General features: G+C 61.3%; 20 protein-coding genes. 12 read left to right on the plus strand and 8 right to left on the minus strand.

Annotation, left to right across the window (positions count from 1 at the left end; translation table 11 throughout):
- The 8 genes from Q7T10_RS20420 to phnF form a co-directional block, all read right to left on the minus strand.
- On the minus strand, window positions 1-337 hold a 337-nt coding region (locus Q7T10_RS20420), incomplete at its 3' end, for a 2-keto-4-pentenoate hydratase (RefSeq protein ID WP_370653807.1).
- A 14-nt stretch (window positions 338-351) separates the two neighbouring features.
- Entirely contained in the window at window positions 352-1,926 is a 1,575-nt protein-coding gene (locus tag Q7T10_RS20425; RefSeq protein ID WP_304751689.1) for a bifunctional 3-(3-hydroxy-phenyl)propionate/3-hydroxycinnamic acid hydroxylase, read from the minus strand.
- A 24-nt stretch (window positions 1,927-1,950) separates the two neighbouring features.
- On the minus strand, window positions 1,951-2,853 hold the full coding sequence (locus Q7T10_RS20430; RefSeq protein ID WP_304751692.1) for a VOC family protein: 903 nt from the start codon (window positions 2,851-2,853) through the stop codon (window positions 1,951-1,953).
- Between the two features lie 43 nt (window positions 2,854-2,896).
- Entirely contained in the window at window positions 2,897-3,754 is an 858-nt protein-coding gene (locus Q7T10_RS20435; RefSeq protein WP_304751693.1) for an alpha/beta fold hydrolase, read from the minus strand.
- A gap of 152 nt (window positions 3,755-3,906) precedes the next feature.
- On the minus strand, window positions 3,907-4,569 hold the full coding sequence (locus Q7T10_RS20440) for a TetR/AcrR family transcriptional regulator (protein WP_370653808.1): 663 nt from the start codon (window positions 4,567-4,569) through the stop codon (window positions 3,907-3,909).
- A gap of 511 nt (window positions 4,570-5,080) precedes the next feature.
- Window positions 5,081-5,638 carry a phosphonate metabolism protein/1,5-bisphosphokinase (PRPP-forming) PhnN gene (gene phnN, locus Q7T10_RS20445; protein WP_304751695.1) on the minus strand — a complete coding sequence of 186 codons (558 nt, stop codon included), beginning with the start codon at window positions 5,636-5,638 and terminating at the stop codon, window positions 5,081-5,083.
- A complete protein-coding gene (locus Q7T10_RS20450; RefSeq protein WP_304751697.1) occupies window positions 5,635-6,330 on the minus strand; it encodes a DUF1045 domain-containing protein in 696 nt (231 codons plus the stop codon). Before Q7T10_RS20450 ends, phnN begins: the two co-directional genes overlap by 4 nt.
- Complete coding sequence (gene phnF / locus Q7T10_RS20455; RefSeq protein WP_304751699.1) at window positions 6,327-7,085, minus strand: phosphonate metabolism transcriptional regulator PhnF; 759 nt, start codon at window positions 7,083-7,085, stop codon at window positions 6,327-6,329. Before phnF ends, Q7T10_RS20450 begins: the two co-directional genes overlap by 4 nt.
- A 341-nt stretch (window positions 7,086-7,426) precedes the next feature.
- Here phnF and phnG point away from each other — a divergent pair, with 341 nt between their 5' ends.
- The 12 genes from phnG to Q7T10_RS20515 all read left to right on the plus strand — a co-directional run bounded on the left by phnG (window position 7,427) and on the right by Q7T10_RS20515 (window position 18,935).
- The gene (gene phnG, locus Q7T10_RS20460; protein ID WP_304751701.1) at window positions 7,427-7,891 is read left to right on the plus strand and encodes a phosphonate C-P lyase system protein PhnG; all 465 of its coding nucleotides are present in this window, start codon (window positions 7,427-7,429) and stop codon (window positions 7,889-7,891) included.
- On the plus strand, window positions 7,888-8,487 hold the full coding sequence (phnH, locus tag Q7T10_RS20465; RefSeq protein WP_304751702.1) for a phosphonate C-P lyase system protein PhnH: 600 nt from the start codon (window positions 7,888-7,890) through the stop codon (window positions 8,485-8,487). The genes phnG and phnH overlap by 4 nt, the downstream gene beginning before the upstream one ends.
- Window position 8,488: 1 nt before the next feature.
- Window positions 8,489-9,619: a carbon-phosphorus lyase complex subunit PhnI gene (locus Q7T10_RS20470; protein WP_304751704.1), complete on the plus strand. Its 1,131-nt coding sequence runs from the start codon at window positions 8,489-8,491 to the stop codon at window positions 9,617-9,619.
- The gene (locus Q7T10_RS20475; RefSeq protein ID WP_304751706.1) at window positions 9,616-10,539 is read left to right on the plus strand and encodes an alpha-D-ribose 1-methylphosphonate 5-phosphate C-P-lyase PhnJ; all 924 of its coding nucleotides are present in this window, start codon (window positions 9,616-9,618) and stop codon (window positions 10,537-10,539) included. The genes Q7T10_RS20470 and Q7T10_RS20475 overlap by 4 nt, the downstream gene beginning before the upstream one ends.
- Window positions 10,540-10,649: 110 nt before the next feature.
- The gene (gene phnK / locus Q7T10_RS20480; protein WP_304751742.1) at window positions 10,650-11,408 is read left to right on the plus strand and encodes a phosphonate C-P lyase system protein PhnK; all 759 of its coding nucleotides are present in this window, start codon (window positions 10,650-10,652) and stop codon (window positions 11,406-11,408) included.
- A 24-nt stretch (window positions 11,409-11,432) separates the two neighbouring features.
- Window positions 11,433-12,131: a phosphonate C-P lyase system protein PhnL gene (phnL, locus tag Q7T10_RS20485; protein ID WP_304751708.1), complete on the plus strand. Its 699-nt coding sequence runs from the start codon at window positions 11,433-11,435 to the stop codon at window positions 12,129-12,131.
- Window positions 12,132-12,151: 20 nt separating this feature from the next.
- Window positions 12,152-13,294 carry an alpha-D-ribose 1-methylphosphonate 5-triphosphate diphosphatase gene (locus Q7T10_RS20490; RefSeq protein ID WP_304751710.1) on the plus strand — a complete coding sequence of 381 codons (1,143 nt, stop codon included), beginning with the start codon at window positions 12,152-12,154 and terminating at the stop codon, window positions 13,292-13,294.
- A 77-nt stretch (window positions 13,295-13,371) separates the two neighbouring features.
- Window positions 13,372-14,019 carry a DapH/DapD/GlmU-related protein gene (locus tag Q7T10_RS20495; RefSeq protein ID WP_304751712.1) on the plus strand — a complete coding sequence of 216 codons (648 nt, stop codon included), beginning with the start codon at window positions 13,372-13,374 and terminating at the stop codon, window positions 14,017-14,019.
- Window positions 14,020-14,477: 458 nt separating this feature from the next.
- A complete protein-coding gene (locus tag Q7T10_RS20500) occupies window positions 14,478-15,782 on the plus strand; it encodes an aromatic ring-hydroxylating dioxygenase subunit alpha (protein ID WP_304751714.1) in 1,305 nt (434 codons plus the stop codon).
- Between the two features lie 2 nt (window positions 15,783-15,784).
- Window positions 15,785-16,687, plus strand: coding sequence for a VOC family protein (locus Q7T10_RS20505; protein ID WP_304751716.1), 903 nt, complete (start codon window positions 15,785-15,787; stop codon window positions 16,685-16,687).
- Window positions 16,688-16,711: 24 nt separating this feature from the next.
- On the plus strand, window positions 16,712-17,596 hold the full coding sequence (locus tag Q7T10_RS20510; protein WP_304751718.1) for a fumarylacetoacetate hydrolase family protein: 885 nt from the start codon (window positions 16,712-16,714) through the stop codon (window positions 17,594-17,596).
- 109 nt (window positions 17,597-17,705) lie between these two features.
- Entirely contained in the window at window positions 17,706-18,935 is a 1,230-nt protein-coding gene (locus Q7T10_RS20515) for an ABC transporter substrate-binding protein (protein WP_304751719.1), read from the plus strand.
- Window positions 18,936-18,961 lie beyond the last annotated feature (26 nt).

Here is an 18,961-nt window from a genome sequence, read left to right on the forward strand (position 1 = left end):
AAGCGACTTCCGCTTCGACCTTGGGTTGCATCAGGCGGGCCATCGGAACGTCTTGCGCGTTGAGGTATTCCATGTCGTCGAACAGGACGCCAAAGTCGGGTTGGTCCACGCCCAGTTGCTGCTGCACGGCTTTGGAGGTCAAGCCCACTTTGAGACCGACAATGCGCCGGCCCGCTGCCAGGGCGGCCTGAGTATTGCGCTCGGCCACGGCGTAGGACGCATCCAATCCTGTGATACCGAAAGTGGCAGACACTGGCGCGATGGGTTGGCCGTTGGCACGGGCATTGCGCAGCGCGCTCGCCGCAGCCTCAACGCTGCCATGGGTTGTTGCAGTCATGGTGATTTCCTGCTTTATTTTGGAACGGACAGACCTGTCCCGTACGCTGCCGCCACGAAGCGGTCAGGGCGTACCACTACGGCCTTGGTCTGCCGCTGTCGCAACCAGTTCAATAGGGTGCCTTCCATGTCCATGATGTCGGTGTCCCCGCGTGCAGACCCCACAGCCGAACGTACCGCGATGTAGCGTGTGCCAAGCGCATCCCAGGCCTTGCGTTCCTGCACAGACAAAAGGCTCGAAGGATCCACTTCGTCGCCAAGCATCACAAAGTCGTGCCCCAAAAGGTCATCCAACCGACACCGATGCCCGGCAGGCGTCGATACGCGCGGCTGCGCAATCATCTGACCCACGGCGCTCCTTCCGGAAAGGTCACCGGTAATCCAGCCTTTGCCGATGGTGGGCGGTTTGTCCAGCGGAGATGGCGGGATCGGTAGCTTCAGTTTGCTGAGCAAGCCACCCACCATCGCCTTGATTTTCTCAGGGCCGGTCATGGTCATCTTGATGACGCGACCGAGTTCTTCAGAGACGTCGGTGATCATGGCCACGTTGGGTGCGCGTTCGGATTCGTAGGTGTCGAGCACGCTCTCGGGCAACCTGCCCTTGATCACTTCGCGCAACTTCCAGCACAAGTTAAAAGAGTCTCTTACACCCGACTGCATGCCCTGACCCGCCCAGGGAGGCATCATGTGCGCCGCGTCACCCAGCAGGAAGACCCGGCCTTCGCGCCAGCGCGCGGCATGGCGCACATGGTGACGGTAGAAGGCGTGCTGGTGAATGTCCACATGGTCCGGCGTGATGCCCATCGTGGAGAGCATCTTCCAGAGCTGCTCCTTGGTCTCGAAGTCTTTCTCCGATTCCTTGTCCGAGAGCGGAAATTCCCAGCGGTGATTGCCAAGAGACAGCGGGATGTCCACCACCGGACGCTGTTTGTCTGACCAGAATTTCAGGATGTGCCGCTCCGGCCACCACTTCTTTACACGGGCATCAACCACCACCCACAGGGTGTTGATCGTCGAGCCGATCAAGGGAATGTCGAGCTGCGTTCGCACACCGCTGCTGCCACCATCACAGGCCAGTACATAGCGCGCACGAACAGTCGTCTTTGCTCCAGTTTCTGCATCGGCGACTTCTGCCGTAGCACAGTGGGCGTCCTGCGATACATGAGTCACCTGCTTGCCAAACTGCACGTCCACGCAGGCATGGCGTTCCACACCTGTGCGCAGGGTCTGCTCCATGACCGGCTGATAGATCATGCTCGACGGCGGCTGGCCCAGCGTGGATTTGTTGAGATTGATACGCATCAACTCCTTGCCGCTGTAGGTCTTCCACAACAAGGTGTTCGTCGGATCCATGTCTTTGAGCAAAGCTGCATCCAACCCTACGGACTGGAAGCAGCGCATGGTCCAGTCATTGACCGTGACTGCGCGGGCACGCGCATAGATGTCTTTGTAGCGCTCAAAGGCAATGGTTTTGATGCCATAGGCACCTAGAAAATTGGCAGCGGCAACTGCAGTGGGGCCATAGCCCACCAGAATGACCTCGGCGTCCAGCGCCGTTTCGCTCGTGGACTGTTTTGATGCGGTGTTCATGCGTCTGTCTCCTGATTTTTCTGATCAGGCGGCAGCGGCTGGGCGGTGGCCCCACTCGCTGAACTTGTCATAGGAACGCACTTGCCAGTTGTTCTGGTCGACCTTCACTCCACCCCAACCAAACTCCACCAAGAAGCCGGAGGGCGTGACGCCATAGAAGGAAATCATGCGGTCATTGGGATGCTGGCCAATGTCTTGCACCACGGGCAGACCCATGGCCAGGCAACGGTCGCGTGCAAAGCCGACCTCTTCGACTGAACACGCTTCGACCATGAAATGGTGCAAACGCTTTTGACCGGGAACGGGGGGCTGTGGTGCCACCGCGAAGGAGTGGTGACGCTCATTGGTGTGCATGAAGGACACCTCGATGCGCATGTCAGGCAGCGGTCCTGCCTGTGCCGTAATGGTGTCGCTGATGGCCAGACCCAGAACGTCTTGTGCAAACGCCACCGTCTTGGGGTAGTCGCTGGACTGGTACACCACATGACCCATGCCACCTTCGCCAGTGACAAAACCTGAAGCTACTTTGGACGATCCAAACCGGTCAGTTGCCAGCAGCGGGCCGCTGAACACTTCGTGGCGTGTGCCAGTGGGGTCGTTGAAGTGCAACATGCGCTGCACGGCGCGCAAGGCTAATTCGTCGTCTTTGCCCCAGGACCATGCAATGCCCTTGCCGGTGAGGCCACGGCCAAAGGCTTCGACTGCGGCCGCATCGGCTACACGCCATCCGGCAAAAGCGTGGTCATCTGCCGGGCCTTCGGTCAGGATGACGCGGTTGCGCTGCTCGTCAATGCGCAGCCAACGGCTGGCAGCGTTGGGGCCTTGGGACACGCCCATGCCAAGCACGTCGGTGGCGAATTTGTCCCATTGCCCAAGGTTGCTGACCTCAAATCCGAGGTAGCCCAGTTCGGTAATTGCGTTGCTCATGTTTGTCTCCTGGATATATAAGTTGTGGGTTGCAGTCAAAAGATCAGGGGTTGCGCAGAAAGCTGAGCACCGCGTCGTTAAAGCGGTCAGGGTGCTCCCATTGCGCCCAGTGACCGCAGCGGCTCAGCAGCAAGTGGTCTGCGTTAGGGATGGCCTTGAACGGCTCTAGCCCCGCCACGAGGTTCACCTGGTCTTGCAAGCCCCACACGAATAGCGTGCGATGGGGCAGTGTGGCCAGACGCGGGTCAAGGCTGATAAAGGTTTCCTTGCCAGGCGCGCTACCCGGGACCATCACCAGTGGCGGATTGGCCCGAATTTCTGGATCGTTGCTGGCCTCAAAGCGCTGCTGCAGCAAGGCAGGGGTGATCATGCTTTGGTCGAACACGAGGTTCTTGACGAAGCTCTGGAGCTTCTCGATGCTGGGACCGTCACCGAGGTAATAGGTGAGCAATTGCTTGATGCCGTCGGTCGGGCCTTTGGCGCCCGCAACCACACCACCGCCAGGGCCCATGAGCACCAACTTGTTCACCCGCTCGGGATGGTCCATCGCCAGACACAGCGCGGAAGAACCGCCAAATGAATTGCCCACAAGATGGGCCTTGGCAATACCGAGTGCGTCCAGGAAGGCCAACACGGCACGGGCACCGTTCTGGAACGGACCTTCCGCGCCAAATGCATTGAGGTTTTTGGAGCTCTGACCCCAACCTGGAAAGTCGATCACCCAGCAGCGGTAATGCTGTGAAAGTGCTTCGACGTTTTTGCTGTAGTTGCTGGCACCGGTAGCACCAGGTCCGCCGCCATGCAACATCACCATGTCTGGGCCAGTGCCAGTTGCCTGGTAATGAATTTGCCACTCCGCGCCACCTTGAGTGTGGCCGCGAACGAAGAGGGACTCCGCCATCGCTTACTCCTGTCGTGTCGCCCCGCCTCTGCGCTGAACACCATGTTCATGGGTCGGCGCGCACAGCGCACGCCAGACAAGAGACAACGATCAGGAGTCTACTTACATTGACATTAGTGTCAATGACAAAATCGTCAATGTAGTGGTAAGTCCTAGATAGGGTCTTCCCGTAGGTCAGATGAGGGTAATGGCACGCTCAACGCCAGATCAATCATGGCCGGATCGACGCCCAGCGCAGACAAGATTGCACGCACCACCTCCAGTGCGCGGGCATCACCACCCTGGCGTGCTTTGGGTGTCCTTAGAGAAAAGACCATGACGCCAAAGGCGATGGCCTCGGCCAAGTCCATGTCCTGAATCTTGAAAAAACCGGCCTTCATGGCTTCTTGCAGATCAGCGCGCGCATGCTCCATCGCCAGCGCGCCCACACTGGAAACGGAACCGAGAAATTGGCCGAACAAAGGGTCGAGTGTGGCCTTGCGGTAGTACATCCGTGCAGCTGACGAAAAACGGATCAGTGGATTTGGCTCGCCCTCAACCACTGGAACAATGGTTGCAATAACCTCGTCAGACAGCGTAGCCATTGCAGCATCAAGCAACTCGCGCGTAGTCTGGAAGTAGTTATAGAAGGTGCCGCGTGAAATACCGGCTGCCTGAACGAAATCATCAATCACGGGGTTGTCGGGGCCATGTTTGGCGAACACCGGTATTGCACTTTGAATGATGAGTTCCCGTGTCTTGGCCTTTTGCGCTTGACCACTGACTGTACGGTGGTGCATCACGCGCTTGGGCTTAGTTTTAGGTTCATATGTCATGGATCACCCTAATTCTAGGCAATCCGATTTCGTGGAGCGCCGATGACAAGTTGAAGTCAGTCTTAGGCACGATGCAGGCAGCGAAGCATGACGACTGACCAGTAACCCAGTTCATGCAATTGGACTACCAGAAAGTTGGCACTGGCCACCGGCGCTTCCGCTGCCCAAGAGCCGGAAACGGCCAAAATCCGATTTTTCAGGTTGACCCACCGGTATCGAGAATCTGGTTCAATGACAGGCCGCATTGGAGCGACGTTACCCAATACCCGCACCTGGTCAGCAGACGAAATGCTCCCATCAAATCAAACCGCGACTTTCATGTCATTCACCGAATTTGCGCTTGGGTTTTGAATGACAGCTTTGTGGCGGCCAGTTGCGCGAGTTGTAATTCCGCTTTGGGCACAAACCTGACGGCGACAGAAAATCAGCATCCGTCGGATAAATCAGGTTTGACTGTCGCAGGCAAAGGCCGATGCATCGCGAACCCAAGAAGAGTGGCGGCTTACTACCCTCAGCGCGCAGTTGAAGACCCAACCCCACCTGCCAGATAGTCAGCCAGATGGCGACCGGCATCGGCCAATTCACCCTGGTTGAGAATGGTGTGGTCGGCCCGCAGGTCCGAAAACAACGCATTGCGCGCCAGCCGCCGGCTTACTTCGTGGGATGCTTCGCGCCCACGTTGTTCCAGCCGGGTCGCCAACTGTGCGGCGTCGGCCACAATTTGCACCACCCGCACTTGCGCCGCTGCTTCCAGGCCGCCGACATGCGCGCGTGAGCCATTGACCACCACGGTCTTTCCGGCTGCCACCTGCGCGGCATAGCGCGCCTCGATGCCGTAGTGAAATCCATGCGCCTCCCAGCACCAGACCAGGCCACCGGAGCCGATCAGGCGGGCAAACTGCTGTGGTGTCACCGCGTCATGGTCCGAGCCGGGTTGTGACGCGCGCGTCACCATACGGCGCGCAAACACAATGTCCGGCCGCGCAGCCAGACGCTTCGCAGCCCAGCCCAGCACGCTGTCCTTGCCCGCGCCCGAGGGGCCGCACACAAACACCCACAGGCCGCTCATGCGCTCAAGGCCGCATCGGCCATGCGTTGGAAGGGCTGCCCCGGCGCCGGTTCGACAAACAGGCACAGCCGGTCCAGCACCAACGGCGCCGTCACGTTCAGCTGCGTCACCGGATCGGCCACCGCCTGCATCACGCGTTGCGCGGTGGGGTGTGCCACCGGTCCGCTCAGGGTGAAATGAAAACGGAAACGCTCCAGGACATACGGGTAGCCGTAACGCTGCAGCAGTTCCAGTTCGCGCGCATCAAGATGGGTGACCCGCCGGCGCGCGAAATCAGCGTCGGACAGGGGTGTGCGCAGATCGTCGAGCTCCTTCACGCAGGCTGCGGCCAGGTCCGTCAGTTCATCCGTTGCGGTGGCGGGCACCAGTGCCGCGAAATCGCCCAGCGTCGCCGCCTGCAAGCGCCCCAGGGCCACGGGCTTGAGCGTGGCTGCGAGCGCTTCCATGCGCGCGGTCAAGTCAGCCTCGGTGTGGCTGCCACTCAAGCCAAATGGTGCTTTCAAGGTGGCATGAAAGCCATAGTGGCGCGGCTGTGCGGTGATCTCCTGCAGCTCGTCCGGGGCGATCTGCGCCAGCGGGTGCTGCACCAGCGCCGTGTCGTTGCACTCGTCACGGCCAAGCCAGCGGGCACCGAACTCCCACCACGGCGAGCCGTGCGCGGGTGCGAAGTAAATGGCGTAGCGCGATGTCATGCTTCGTCCCCTGCGTTTACCACCAGTTGCACCCGGTCGCCACAAAAAATGGTCTCGCCATATTTGATCGGCGTGCCCTCCATGTCCACATCGAGGCATTCCACGCACAGCAGTGGCCGGGTGCCGGGCTGCTTGAGCAGTCGCGCCGTTTCTTCATTGGGCATCTGCGTGGTGATGCGGCTTTGCTCCCGCACATAGTCCTGCACGCCAAAATGTTTGAGGATATCGGTGGTGCGGGTGCCTTCAGCCAGCATCTCCAGCAAGCCCGCAAAGCGCAGCGCCGGGTAATAGGCGGTGGCCAGGCCGATGGGCGCGTCATTGGCCTCATCCAGCGTTTCCACCATCAGCACTTTGGTGCCCTTGTCCAGCTTGAGCTCTCGCGCGGCACGCTCGGGCGCCGGCATCTCACGCGCGGTCAGCAGCTGTTTGCTGGGCAGCAAACCCTGGCGCAGCAGGTTTTCACTGAAGCGGGTGCGGCGCGACAGGGCGTAGTCCAGCAGCTCATGCTGCACAAACATGCCGCGCCCCGGCTCGATGCGTACCAGGCCTTCGCTTTGCAGCGCGGCCACGGCCTGGCGCAGCGTGTGGCGGTTGACGGCGAAGCGGGCGGACAGCTCGATCTCGCCGGGCAGGCGGCCGGTGTCCGCATAGGCGCGGTCACGAATCTCGGTCGTCAGGGTATCGGCGATCTGCCGCCACACGGACACGCCGCTGCGCCGCCCGGGGCTGCTGGTGATGAGTTGGCCGAAGGTCATAAATGTTTTCCGTGCACGAGGTGAACCACTGGCATTGCACATCCTGCCCATGCCGGTGTGCGTTGCCGTCCGACTGTAGTGACCGATTTAGACATCTGTATGACAAACGAACCCGTCGCCAGGAAATATATAAGAAAACAGGCTCTAGCCCCCGTCCACTATGCGTGAGTAGCTATTACATATGTAGCGTATTGCTTGTTGCAGGCCAGTTCGCATGCGGCATCGCGAGACCGCATGTCATAAATCTTTCATGTTGACGACGTCAACTACCCAGCTTGCACACCGCGTTCAGGCCCGGTGTCCGCTGGCTTCCAACTTTGCTGACTGCTTTAGACATCTGTATGACAAGCGACACCCCAACAACTGAATACCCAGCGAGGCCGGCCTGGCTGGCCGTGCTGGCGCGTGCAACCCTGGCCCAACTGGAGGCCAAGGTGCCTGCCGCCGGCGAACTGCCCTCCCTGAAGCAGGTTCGAGCGCCCGAAATTGGCATGGTGATGCTGCGCGGCCGCGTCGGCGGCACCGGCAATCCGTTCAACCTCGGCGAGGCCAGCGTGGTGCGTTGCGCCGTGCGACTGGGCGACGGTCCGCTGGGCGTGGCCTATGCCCTGGGTCGCGACAAGCGCCGGGCCGAGCTGGCAGCGCTGTTCGATGCCCTGTTGCAGGACCCGCGCCATCACGACGAGTTGCAAAGCGTACTCATCGCCCCGCTGGCGCTCGCCCAGGCCCAGGCCCGGGCACGCCAGCAGCAGGACGTGGCCGGCTCCAAGGTCGAATTTTTCACCCTGGTGCGAGGTGAAGCATGAACGGCACACAAACCCTGGCGGCCGGTCTGCTGGACGGCGTGCATGAATCGCAGCAGGTGTTTCGTGCGGTGCTGGATGCGCTGGCCCGGCCGGGACAAGTCCGCACCCTCGGCCCGGCCTTGCCGGGCGTGGCGCTGGGTGGCGCGATGGCCCGGCTGCTGCTCAGCCTGAGCGACGACGAAACCCCGGTGTGGTGGCAGTGCGAGGATGCGGGCCTGCAGCACTGGCTGCGTTTTCATGTCGGTGCGCCAGTGGCCGAGTGGCCCGATACAGCCAGCTTTGCCGTGCTGACGGATAGCGGCCAGGGGCTCACCCTGACGGACTTCGCCGCCGGGACCGCCGCGTCCCCCGAGTTTTCTGCCACTTTGCTCGTCGAACTGCCCAGCCTGACGGATGGCCCGGCGCTGGAGTGGCGTGGCCCCGGCATTCAGGAGGTGCAGCGCGTCGGTCTGCAGGGCTTGCCGGCCGACTTCTGGACGCAGTGGCACGCCAACCATGCGGCCTTCCCGCAGGGTGTGGACATTATTTTTACCTGCGGCGAAGACGCGCTGGGTCTGCCCCGCACGACGCGGGTCCGTCGATTGGAAGGGGTCTGACATGTATGTTGCAGTCAAAGGCGGCGCCGCCGCGATCGAGAGCTCCTGGCGCCTGCTGGACGCCCAGCGCCGGGGCGACAGCGCCATTGCAGAGCTGTCGGTGGCACAGATCCGCGCCCAGCTTTCGCTGGCGGTGGACCGGGTCATGAGCGAGGGATCCCTGTACGACCCCGAACTCGCGGCCCTGGCCATCAAGCAGGCCAGCGGTGATCTGGTCGAAGCGATATTCTTGCTGCGGGCCTACCGCACAACCTTGCCGCGCCTGGGCTACGCCCTGCCGCTGGACACCGCGCGCATCGCGCTGGTGCGGCGCATCTCGGCCACCTTCAAGGAGGTGCCGGGCGGCCAGTTGCTGGGACCGACCTACGACTACACCCAGCGCCTGCTCGACTTTGCGCTGCTGGCCGAAGGAGAAGGCACCAGCCCCCCGTCCGCCGAAACCGTGCCGCAGCAGGACACCGTGCCGACCGCTGGCGCGTCAAGCGCGGCGCCTTCGGCCACCGTGCCCCGCATCAATGACCTGCTGGCGCGCGAAGGCCTGCTGGAAACACCGCAACAGTTTGATGCGGCCCCACCGGGCGACCTGACCCGCGAGCCGCTCATGTTTCCGGCGGACCGCGCGCTGCGCCTGCAAGCTCTGGCACGTGGCGACGAAGGCTGGTTGCTGGCGATGGGCTACTCGACCCAGCGTGGTTACGCGAACTCGCACCCGTTTGCAGGCGAGATCCGGCGCGGCTTCGTCAGTGTCGAGCTGGTGCCCGACGAGCTCGGTTCCGCCATCGACATCGGCGACCTGGAAGTCACCGAGTGCCAGATGATCAACCAGTTCAGCGGCAGCCGTGACGTGCCGCCGCAATTCACCCAGGGCTATGGCCTGGCCTTTGGCGGTGCCGAGCGCAAGACCATGGCCATGGCCCTGGTCGACCGCTCGTTGCGCGCCGATGAGCTGGGCGAGCCGCGCGTCGCCCCCGCGCAGGACGAGGAGTTCGTGCTCTCGCACGCCGACAACGTCGAAGCCTCGGGTTTTGTGCAGCACCTCAAATTGCCGCATTACGTGGATTTTCAGGCCGAGCTGGAGCTGGTGCGCAAGTTGCGCGCAGCCCACGCCGAGGCCGCCAAGGAGGCTGCATGACGGACACGCATTACAACTTTGCCTTTCTGGACGAGCGCACCAAGAAGCGCATCCGGCGCGCCCTGCTCAAGGCGGTGGCGGTGCCGGGCTACCAGGTCCCATTCGGCTCCCGCGAGATGCCCTTCGCCTATGGCTGGGGTACCGGTGGTGTGCAGATCACCGCCAGCATCATCGGTTTGAGCGACGTGCTCAAGGTCATCGACCAGGGGGCGGACGACACCACCAACGCGGTCAACATCCGGCGCTTCTTTGCCCGCACCACCGGCGTGGCCACCACCGAAAAAACGCGTGAGGCCACCCTGATCCAGACGCGGCACCGGATTCCCGAAGCAGCGCTGACCGAGGCGCAGATTCTGGTGTACCAGGTGCCCATGCCCGAGCCCATGTCCCGGCTGGAGCCGAGCCGGCGCGAGACCATCAAGATGCATGCACTCACTGAATACGGCCTGATGCATGTGCGGCTGTACGAAGACATCGCGCAGCTGGGTGCGATCTCGCGCGCTTATGACTACCCGGTGATGGTGAACGAGCGTTACCTGATGTCGCCCTCGCCCATTCCCAAATTCGACAACCCCAAGATGCACATGAATCCGGCCCTGCAACTCTTTGGCGCTGGCCGCGAAAAGCGGCTCTATGCGATCCCGCCCTACACGCCGGTGCGCAGCCTGGACTTTGAAGACCATCCGTTTGAGGTGCAGCGCTGGGAGCACGCCTGCGCGCTGTGCGGCGCAACCGAGAGCTATCTGGACGAGATGATCGTGGACGACCAGGGCAGCCGTCTGTTCGTCTGCTCGGACAGCGACTATTGCGAAGAGCGTCGCGAAGCCGGCCATGTGGGCAGCCAGCAAGCCGTGACCCTGCGCGACGCCCTGGCCACACCAGCCAGCAGGGCCACACCCGACGAACAGGAGGCTGCATGAGCGCCGCGCCGGGCCGCCCCCAGGCAAGCTCGCACCGCAGTGCGCAGCACGAAGGTACTCCAGTGGTCCCACCCGTGTTGCTGTCGGCCCGTCAGGTGGGCAAGGCGTTCATGCATCAAGGCCAGCCGCGCTGGGCCTGCCGCGATGTGAGTTTCGATCTCTATCCGGGCGAAGTGCTGGCGGTGGTGGGTGAATCCGGCTCGGGCAAGAGCACGCTGCTGCGCCTGCTGGCGGCGCGCCATGCGTGTGACGAGGGCTCGGTGCATTACGACGTGCGCGCCGAGTCGTCCGGCGAATCGGCTGGCCTGGCGGACCTGGCCGCGCTGTCAGAGGCGCGCCTGCGCTGGCTGGCCCGCACCGATTGGGGTTTTGTCGAGCAGCATGCGCGCGATGGCCTGCGCATGAATGTCTCGGGCGGCGCCAATGTGGGCGAGCGCCTGATGGCGCTGGGCGCGCGGCATTATGGAAAGCTGCGCAGCGAAGCCCTGTCATGGATGGAGCGCGTGGAGCTTGATACCGGCCGCATTGACGACCTGCCCGGCACCTACTCGGGTGGCATGCAACAACGGCTGCAGATTGCACGCAACCTGGTGACGCACCCGCGCCTGGTGTTCATGGACGAGCCCACCACGGGTCTGGACGTATCGGTGCAGGCACGGCTGCTGGACCTGCTGCGCGAGCTGGTAGACGAGCTGCAACTCGCCGCTGTGGTGGTCACGCACGACCTGGCGGTGGCGCGGCTGCTGGCGCAACGCATGCTGGTGATGAAGGACGGCCGTGTGGTGGAGCAGGGCCTGACCGACCGCGTGCTGGACGACCCCCAGCACCCCTACACCCAACTGCTGGTTTCCTCGGTGCTGACCCCTTGAATACGCATACCAAACCCCATCACCATGACCGCTGCACTTGAAACCATTTCACTCGCCAAGACCTTCACCCTGCATGGACGCGGCGGCCTGCAGCTGCCGGTGTTTGCCAATATTGACTTGAGCGTGCAAGCGGGCGAATGCCTGGCGCTGACCGGCCATTCGGGCAGCGGGAAAAGCTCGCTGCTGCGCTGCCTGTATGGCAACTACGGCGCCAGCAGCGGCGATGTGCGCATCCGGCACCAGGACGCCTGGGTCAGCCTGTCCACTGCCGCGCCACGCGAGGTGTATGACGTGCGCCGTCGCACCCTGGGCTATGTCTCGCAGTTCCTGCGGGTCATACCAAGGGTGTCCACGCTGGATATCGTGGCCGATCCGCTGCGCCGCCTTGGGGTGAGCGTCGATGAAGCACGCGCGCAAGCCGCGCAGTGGCTGAAGCGCCTGAACCTGCAGGAGCATTTGTGGCATTTGCCGCCCGCGACCTTCTCGGGTGGCGAGCAGCAGCGCGTCAACATCGCCCACGGCATGATCACCGCCCCGCCGGTGCTGCTGCTGGACGAGCCCACCGCGTCGCTGGATGCGGACAACCGGCGCGTGGTGGTGGCGCTGATCCGCGCTGCACGCGAACAAGGCAGTGCCATCGTGGGCATTTTTCATGACGACGAAGTGCGCGAGGCCGTGGCGACGCGCTGTTTTAACGTCGAGCAATACCGCAACCCTGTCTGATTCCCGAGGAAACCTTTGTCATGAACCAACGCATCATCCAGAACGCCCGCATCATTGCGGCCGACGAAGAATTCACCGGCAGCGTGTCTGTTGAAGACGGCATCATTCGCGCGGTGGACCGCGGCAACACCTCCGCGCCTGGCGCGGAAGACTGGGCCGGCGACTGGCTGATGCCCGGTCTGGTGGAAGTGCACACCGACAACCTGGAGAAACACCTGTCGCCCCGCCCCGGCGTGCTGTGGAATGCCCACTCCGCCATGATGGTGCATGACGCGCAATGCGCGGCGGCCGGCATCACCACTGTGCTGGATTCGGTGGTGATCGGCGACCTGGACGCCGGCGGCGCACGCTGCCAGACCCAGCACACCTCGATCGCCGCCCTGCACCAGTGCCGCGACGAGGGCCTGATGCGCGTCGAGCACCTGCTGCACCTGCGCTGCGAGATCTCGGCGCCGGACATCATGGAGGTGTTCAACCAATACGCTGACGATTCACTCCTCAGACTCGTCAGCGTGATGGACCACACGCCGGGTCAGCGCCAATGGCGCGACCTCAAAAGCTATCGCCGCTACTCCGAGCGCGACGGGCGCTACAGCAACGAAGAATTCGACGCCATGATCGCCCAGCGCAAGGCGGACCAGCAGGCCTTTGCGCTGCCGCACCGCCAGGCCATCGTCAAAGCCAGTGCGGCGCGCAAGCTGACCCTGGCCAGCCATGACGACACGCTGCTCAGTGATGTGGCGCTCGCCGTCGAAGAAGGCGTGGGCCTTTCGGAGTTCCCCACCACCGTGGAAGCCGCGCAGGCGGCGCGCGACGCCGGCATGGCCATCATCATTGGCGGGCCCAACATGGTGAAGGGCGGCTCGCATTCGGGCAACGTCTCGGCCGCCGAGCTGGCGCAGCGCGACTTGCTGGATATTTTCTCGTCGGACTATGTGCCGAGCAGCTTGCTGCTGGCCACCTTCATGCTGGGCAGTCTGGCGCAGTGGACGCTGCCCAAGGCGGTGCGCACGGTCACACGCAACCCGGCACGGGCCATCGGGATGGAAGACCGTGGCGACGTGGCGGTGGGCCAGCGCGCCGACCTGCTGCGCGTGCGCATGAACCGCGTTGGCATGCCTGTGGTGCTGGAGACCTGGCTCGCCGGAAAGCGCGCGTTCTGATACTTTGTGGGACAGTCGGCTGTCACACGAAGTGGACTTGCGCTGTCCCACAACTCTTTTGAGGAGTACCTGTTGTCATGAGTTACACCCATATTGCCGCCCACAACCTGCCGACCGCCGTCCACCTGGCGCAAGCGCCCACGCTCGCCCCCAGCGCGATCGTGCGCGATTGCCGCTTCGGCCGCTATACCCAGGTGGGCGAACAGTCGCGTATGGAGGACTGCCTGCTGGACGACTACGCTTACCTGCAGCAACACTGCGACCTGATGTCGGCGGACATCGGCAAGTTCGCCAACATTGCCGCCATGGTGCGCATCAACCCCGGCTTCCATCCCATGGAATTCCCCACGCTGCACCATTTCACCTACCGTCCCACGATGTACGGCATGGCGGCCGTGGACGATGCCGAGTTCTTTCATTGGCGCCGCCGGCAACGCGTCGTCATTGGCCATGACACCTGGATCGGCCACGGCGCCGTCATCATGCCGGGGGTGCGCATTGGCAATGGTGCGGTGGTGGGGAGCAATTCGGTCGTGACCAAGGATGTGCCGCCTTACGCCATCGTGGGCGGCGTCGCGGCCAAGGTGATCCGTCAACGCTTTCCCCGTGCGATTGCCGAGGCCCTCGAAGCCACCGCCTGGTGGGATTGGGACCACGACACGCTGACCGAGCGACTGCCGGACTTCAAGGACCTGCGGGGCTTTCTGGCCAAATACGCGCCATAGCGGCTCATATTGACCATCCCTCGATTGCTATCAATGTAGTAGCTTGTGGAGCAATAAATACGAGGGCTACAGCGCTATTCAGTTCTCAAAAATACTTGCGAACAGAGGGCGTTGGTTCATATCGGACTGTTCCTGCTCAGGCGAGCCCAACTCGGCTTGCAAACGCCTCAAACGCCTCAAACTCCTCAACCGGCAGCGGACGGCTGAACAGATAGCCCTGATAGGCATTACCGCCAACACGCCGCGCTCGCAGTGAGGCGCGGTGAGCAGGGTCGTCCGAGTCTCGCGCCTCCACAGTTTCAAATCGGCGCCCGCTACTTTTGCTGGTCAAAAACGATAGGCAGGAACAGCCGGCTAGGGTATCTACCAATAGGTTGAAATCTTTCCAGAGGTAACATACAAACAATTCAGTCGGTTTGATTTAAGTCAGAGCACCGTTATGAGACCCCGGAGAAAACATGAGTGATATCAACCTTTCCAATCTTCTTGATGTTGATCGCGATGCGGGTACATTCCGCGTGGCACGCAGGTCCTTCACCGAACCGCAGATATTCGAGGCAGAGAGGGCGCAGATCTTCGATCGCTGCTGGCTCTATCTGGGACATACCTCGGAGCTGCAGAAGAAGGGCGCTTTCGTGACGCGATCCGTTGGTGGCCGCAATTTGATCTTCAACCGCGATGCCGCTGGCAAGGTGCATGCCTTCCTGAATTCATGCCCCCACCGCGGCGCCACGGTGTGCCGGGAGCCTGCAGGCAATGCCAAGAATTTCACCTGCAGCTACCACGGCTGGGTGTTTGGTGCGGATGGCAAGATGCGCGATCTGCCCGGCATCGAGTCGTACTCGGAGGGGTTCAACGGCAGTGGCTGTGCGGACCTTGTGGAAGTGCCGCGCCTGGAGCAATACCGGGACTTCTGGTTTGTCTGTTTTGACCCTGCGGCTGTGGCCTTGGTCGAGTACCTCGCTGGGGCCACTGAATACCTGGACCTCGTTGCAGACCAGTCTGAAGCAGGGATGGAAATCATCAGCGGGACACAGGAGTACGCCATTCGTGCCAACTGGAAGCTCCTGGTGGAGAACAGTTTTGATGGCTATCACGCCCTCTCCACGCATGCCACCTATTTCGACTACCTCAAGAACATGAACGGTGTTCTTTCGCAAGGCAATGTCATCGGCTTCGCGCGCGATCTTGGCAATGGGCATGCCGTTGTTGAATACACAGCGCCTTGGGGCCGCCCGGTGGCCAACTGGGTACCGGCATGGGGAGAAGATCGCAAGCCAGAGATTGACACGCTGTATCAGAAGCTTGTCGCAAAGCATGGCGAGGAGCGCGCGACCCGAATTGCCAAGCACAGTCGCAACCTGTTGATCTTTCCCAACCTGATGATTGTCGACGTGATGTCTCTGACCCTGCGGACCTTCTTTCCCAAGGCGCCTGACTACAACGAAGTGACGGCATGGGCCATCGGGCCCTCCGAAGAAAGCGGCTGGCTGCGCAAGAACCGGCTGCACAGTTTTCTGGAATTCCTGGGCCCCGGCGGTTTCGCAACGCCAGACGATGTCGAGATGCTGGAGCAATGTCAGCGCGGTTACTCCAACGCACGCGAAGCTGGCTGGAATGACATTTCCAGAGGCATGAAAAAAGCAGAACCCGCCACGGTGGATGAGCATCAGATCCGGGTTTTCTGGCAGCGCTGGAATGCGCTCGTGCAGCAAGCGCAGCCGGAGCAAGTCGTCGAAGAGCAAGTGCAAACCAAGGAATGAACATGCTACCTTTTCGTTACCGAAAGCCGGGCTATGTGGCTCTCAATGTGACCGATATTGATAAGTCGGTGAAGTTCTATCGCGATCTGGTTGGTCTGCAACTCGAAGCCCAAGACGGGCAGGAGGTCGCTTTCCTGCGTTGCAGCGAAGATCACCATAACGTGGTTCTTTATCGGGCCGAAGTGCCCGGCATCAAGCGTATGGCATTCGAACTCGAGTCCGAGGAAGACCTGGAGTTGGCTGCGCGCCATATTCAGAGCGCTGGCTGGACCTTGCGTGAAGTTCCCGACGCGGAGCTTGCTCAACTCCACCAAGGACGGACTTTCCGATTCCAAATTCCTGAGAGCACCCTGACATTTGAGTTCTACGCCCGAATGGAGCGGGGGCGCGGTGACTACGTGCCAACGGTCAGCCAGATTCAGCGGCTGGGGCATGTCGTGATTCGTTGCGCAGACAGGGATGCGGTGCTCAAGACGCTGACCGAGAAGTTGAACTTCAAAGTATCCGATCACTTTGGCGATCAAGTTGCCTTTCTTCGTTGTTTCCCCAATCCGTATCACCATACTTTTGGCCTGAGCCGCGGGGATGTCGATGGACTGCATCACGTCAACTTCATGGTGACTGACGTGGATGATGTGGGTCGCGCCATGAACCGTATGCGCAAGGCAGACGTCAAGGTGGTCTATGGCCCGGGTCGCCATGACATCTCGAACTCCATCTTCATCTACTTTCTGGACCCGGACGGCTTGACCACCGAGTACAGCTTTGGGATGGAGGAGTTCCCCGAGGATGCGCCGCGCGCCGCGCGCCAGCTGCCATTGAAGCCAGAGATTCTCGACAGCTGGGGTGGTGCGCCGGCACCAGGCTTTGGCAGCCACGGCGCGGTTGAGGCCATAACCCTTTAAACAACCCATCAAGAAAAGAGCGCAATGAAATTTCTGCGATTCACAACTGCGAGCGGGCCCTCCCTCGGTGTTCGTCAAGGTGATGATGTCATCGATCTGGGTTTGGCCGCGCCAGATCTGCCACGTGATCTGAGTGTCCTGCTCCCGCTGGAGGCGGATGGCTTGCAAGCTGTTCGTCGCGCACTGGATCGTGCTCCCGCCAGTTCGGTCAAAGCATATGCAAGTCTGACCCTCCTGACGCCAATCCCGCGGCCCGAGAAGATCATCTGCATTGGGTTGAACTACGCCGAGCACATAAAGGAGGCGCCGACCCCGCAAGTGGTGCCGACGTACCCTGTCGTTTTCCTGCGCCAGGCTCAGTCCTTGATCGCGCACAACGAGCCCTTGCGGCGCCCACTTTGCTCTGAGCAGTTTGACTTTGAAGGCGAGTTGGTCTGCGTCATTGGGCGGCGTGGAAGAAAGATTCCGCGCGACAAGGCACTGGAATATGTTGGGGGGTACTCGCTGTTCAACGATGCGTCTGTACGCGATTACCAGTTCAAGAGTCCGCAATGGACCGTTGGAAAAAACTTCGATGCCACCGGAGCATTCGGCCCGGAGCTGGTGACGGCAGATGAGTTGCCGCCTGGCGCACACGGCCTGATGCTGACCACCCGCCTCAATGGGCAGGTGGTTCAGCAAGCCTCGACGGCTGACATGATTTTTGACATCGCAACACAAATCAGCCTGATGTCAGAGGCTATGACGCTCATGCCGGGCGATGTCATCGTGACGGGAACGCCTTCCGGCGTTGGTATCGGCCGAAACCCGCCGCTCTGGATGAAACACGGAGACCTTTGCACGGTCCACGTGGAAGGCGTAGGCACCTTGAGTAATCCTGTGCTAGATGAGGTTTCCTCCTCCCGATAGAGCGTGAAGACCCCCCGGGCGATTCATTAGCCGCGGGGCCAGTGTAAACAAGCCGATCAGTGACAGTCATCAACTTAACAACCGGGGTCACACCCCTATGGAGACAACCATGAACCAGCAAACGTCTTACTCTTCTTCCATGTCGTCGGGGCGCAATACCCACGGCGCCACCTTCCGCTTGTGTGCTGCAGCCGTAGCGATGGCATTTGCGGGGGCAGCTAACGCTGCCGAAGACCTGAAGGTCGGCACTGTTTTGTCGTTCTCCCAGGTGATGGGTATCTATGGCAATGCCATCATGGACGGCTTCAGACTGGCCGTTGAAGAGGCCGGGGGCCAAGTGGCTGGTCGCAAGATTGTGGTGGTCGGTGACGATGATAAGAACGACCCCAAGGTTGCGCTGCAACTGGTACGTCGTCTGATCAAGGACGATAAGGTCGACTTTCTGGTTGGTCCGGTCGGATCGCACATCGTTCAGGCGATTCGCGAGGATGCCCATCGGTCCAAGACTTTCTTGCTGGTGGCCAACGCCGGCAATGACGAAGTGACCCGTGAGCTGTGCAGTCCTTACATTGTGCGTACTTCTTTTTCCAACTGGCAGTGGAACTACCCGCTGGGCGAGTACGCCGGCAGCACGGTGGGAAAACGTGCTGCGGTGGTGGCGTCCAACTTTGTTGCGGGTAAACAGATGGCGGCGGCCTTCAAGGCCGGCTTCGAAGCCAAGGGCGGCAAGGTGGTTGAGGAAGTATGGCCAGCTATGGGAACGGCGGACTTCTCCAACGTCTTCACTGGCTTGCGTGGGAAGGAAAATGAGCTGGATATCGTCTGGTCCTTTATCCCTGGTAGCGGCACAGTGAATTATGTGAACCAGTATGCCCAGGCCAAGCTCAAGCCCGTCAGCATGGGTCCACAAAGCAATGCGGACGATTTCTTCTTTAAGGCGATGCAGGACAACGCGTTGGGTGTGGTGGGCTCCGGACATTACGTGGTGAGCATGGATACGCCGCGCAATAAGTCTTTCGTCGCTGCTTTCGAGAAGCGCTACAACCGCCTGCCGGGCGCGGTTGATCTGCAGGGCTATGACTCCGCCAATCTGATCATCGAGGCCACGAAAAAACTCAATGGCAACCTGAGCGACAAAAAAGCAGTCCGTCAGGCGATGCTCGATGCGGACATCAACAGCCCGCGCGGCTATTTCAAGATTGACCCCAAGACAGGTAACGTGATCCAAAACATCTACATCACCAAAGTGGTCAAGCGGGGGAGTGGGTATGGCCACGACATCTTGAAGACCTACGAAAAGATTCAGGATACCGACACCACCTGCAAGCTGGCTTGGTAAGGTGCGACATCCGTACAGGTTTATCT

The sequence above is a fragment of the Rhodoferax sp. genome (assembly GCF_030646845.1).
In the GTDB taxonomy this organism is placed as follows: Bacteria; Pseudomonadota; Gammaproteobacteria; order Burkholderiales; family Burkholderiaceae_C; genus Rhodoferax.

Bases quoted from the DNA above. Each gene is read 5' to 3' on its own strand.
- Q7T10_RS20425 (WP_304751689.1), bottom strand. From the start codon at position 1,926: ATGAACACCGCATCAAAACAGTCCACGAGCGAAACGGCGCTGGACGCC.
- Q7T10_RS20430 (WP_304751692.1), bottom strand. From the start codon at position 2,853: ATGAGCAACGCAATTACCGAACTGGGCTACCTCGGATTTGAGGTCAGC.
- Q7T10_RS20435 (WP_304751693.1), bottom strand. From the start codon at position 3,754: ATGGCGGAGTCCCTCTTCGTTCGCGGCCACACTCAAGGTGGCGCGGAG.
- Q7T10_RS20440 (WP_370653808.1), bottom strand. From the start codon at position 4,569: ATGACATATGAACCTAAAACTAAGCCCAAGCGCGTGATGCACCACCGT.
- phnN (WP_304751695.1), bottom strand. From the start codon at position 5,638: ATGAGCGGCCTGTGGGTGTTTGTGTGCGGCCCCTCGGGCGCGGGCAAG.
- Q7T10_RS20450 (WP_304751697.1), bottom strand. From the start codon at position 6,330: ATGACATCGCGCTACGCCATTTACTTCGCACCCGCGCACGGCTCGCCG.
- phnF (WP_304751699.1), bottom strand. From the start codon at position 7,085: ATGACCTTCGGCCAACTCATCACCAGCAGCCCCGGGCGGCGCAGCGGC.
- phnG (WP_304751701.1), top strand. From the start codon at position 7,427: ATGACAAGCGACACCCCAACAACTGAATACCCAGCGAGGCCGGCCTGG.
- phnH (WP_304751702.1), top strand. From the start codon at position 7,888: ATGAACGGCACACAAACCCTGGCGGCCGGTCTGCTGGACGGCGTGCAT.
- Q7T10_RS20470 (WP_304751704.1), top strand. From the start codon at position 8,489: ATGTATGTTGCAGTCAAAGGCGGCGCCGCCGCGATCGAGAGCTCCTGG.
- Q7T10_RS20475 (WP_304751706.1), top strand. From the start codon at position 9,616: ATGACGGACACGCATTACAACTTTGCCTTTCTGGACGAGCGCACCAAG.
- phnK (WP_304751742.1), top strand. From the start codon at position 10,650: ATGCATCAAGGCCAGCCGCGCTGGGCCTGCCGCGATGTGAGTTTCGAT.
- phnL (WP_304751708.1), top strand. From the start codon at position 11,433: ATGACCGCTGCACTTGAAACCATTTCACTCGCCAAGACCTTCACCCTG.
- Q7T10_RS20490 (WP_304751710.1), top strand. From the start codon at position 12,152: ATGAACCAACGCATCATCCAGAACGCCCGCATCATTGCGGCCGACGAA.
- Q7T10_RS20495 (WP_304751712.1), top strand. From the start codon at position 13,372: ATGAGTTACACCCATATTGCCGCCCACAACCTGCCGACCGCCGTCCAC.
- Q7T10_RS20500 (WP_304751714.1), top strand. From the start codon at position 14,478: ATGAGTGATATCAACCTTTCCAATCTTCTTGATGTTGATCGCGATGCG.
- Q7T10_RS20505 (WP_304751716.1), top strand. From the start codon at position 15,785: ATGCTACCTTTTCGTTACCGAAAGCCGGGCTATGTGGCTCTCAATGTG.
- Q7T10_RS20510 (WP_304751718.1), top strand. From the start codon at position 16,712: ATGAAATTTCTGCGATTCACAACTGCGAGCGGGCCCTCCCTCGGTGTT.
- Q7T10_RS20515 (WP_304751719.1), top strand. From the start codon at position 17,706: ATGAACCAGCAAACGTCTTACTCTTCTTCCATGTCGTCGGGGCGCAAT.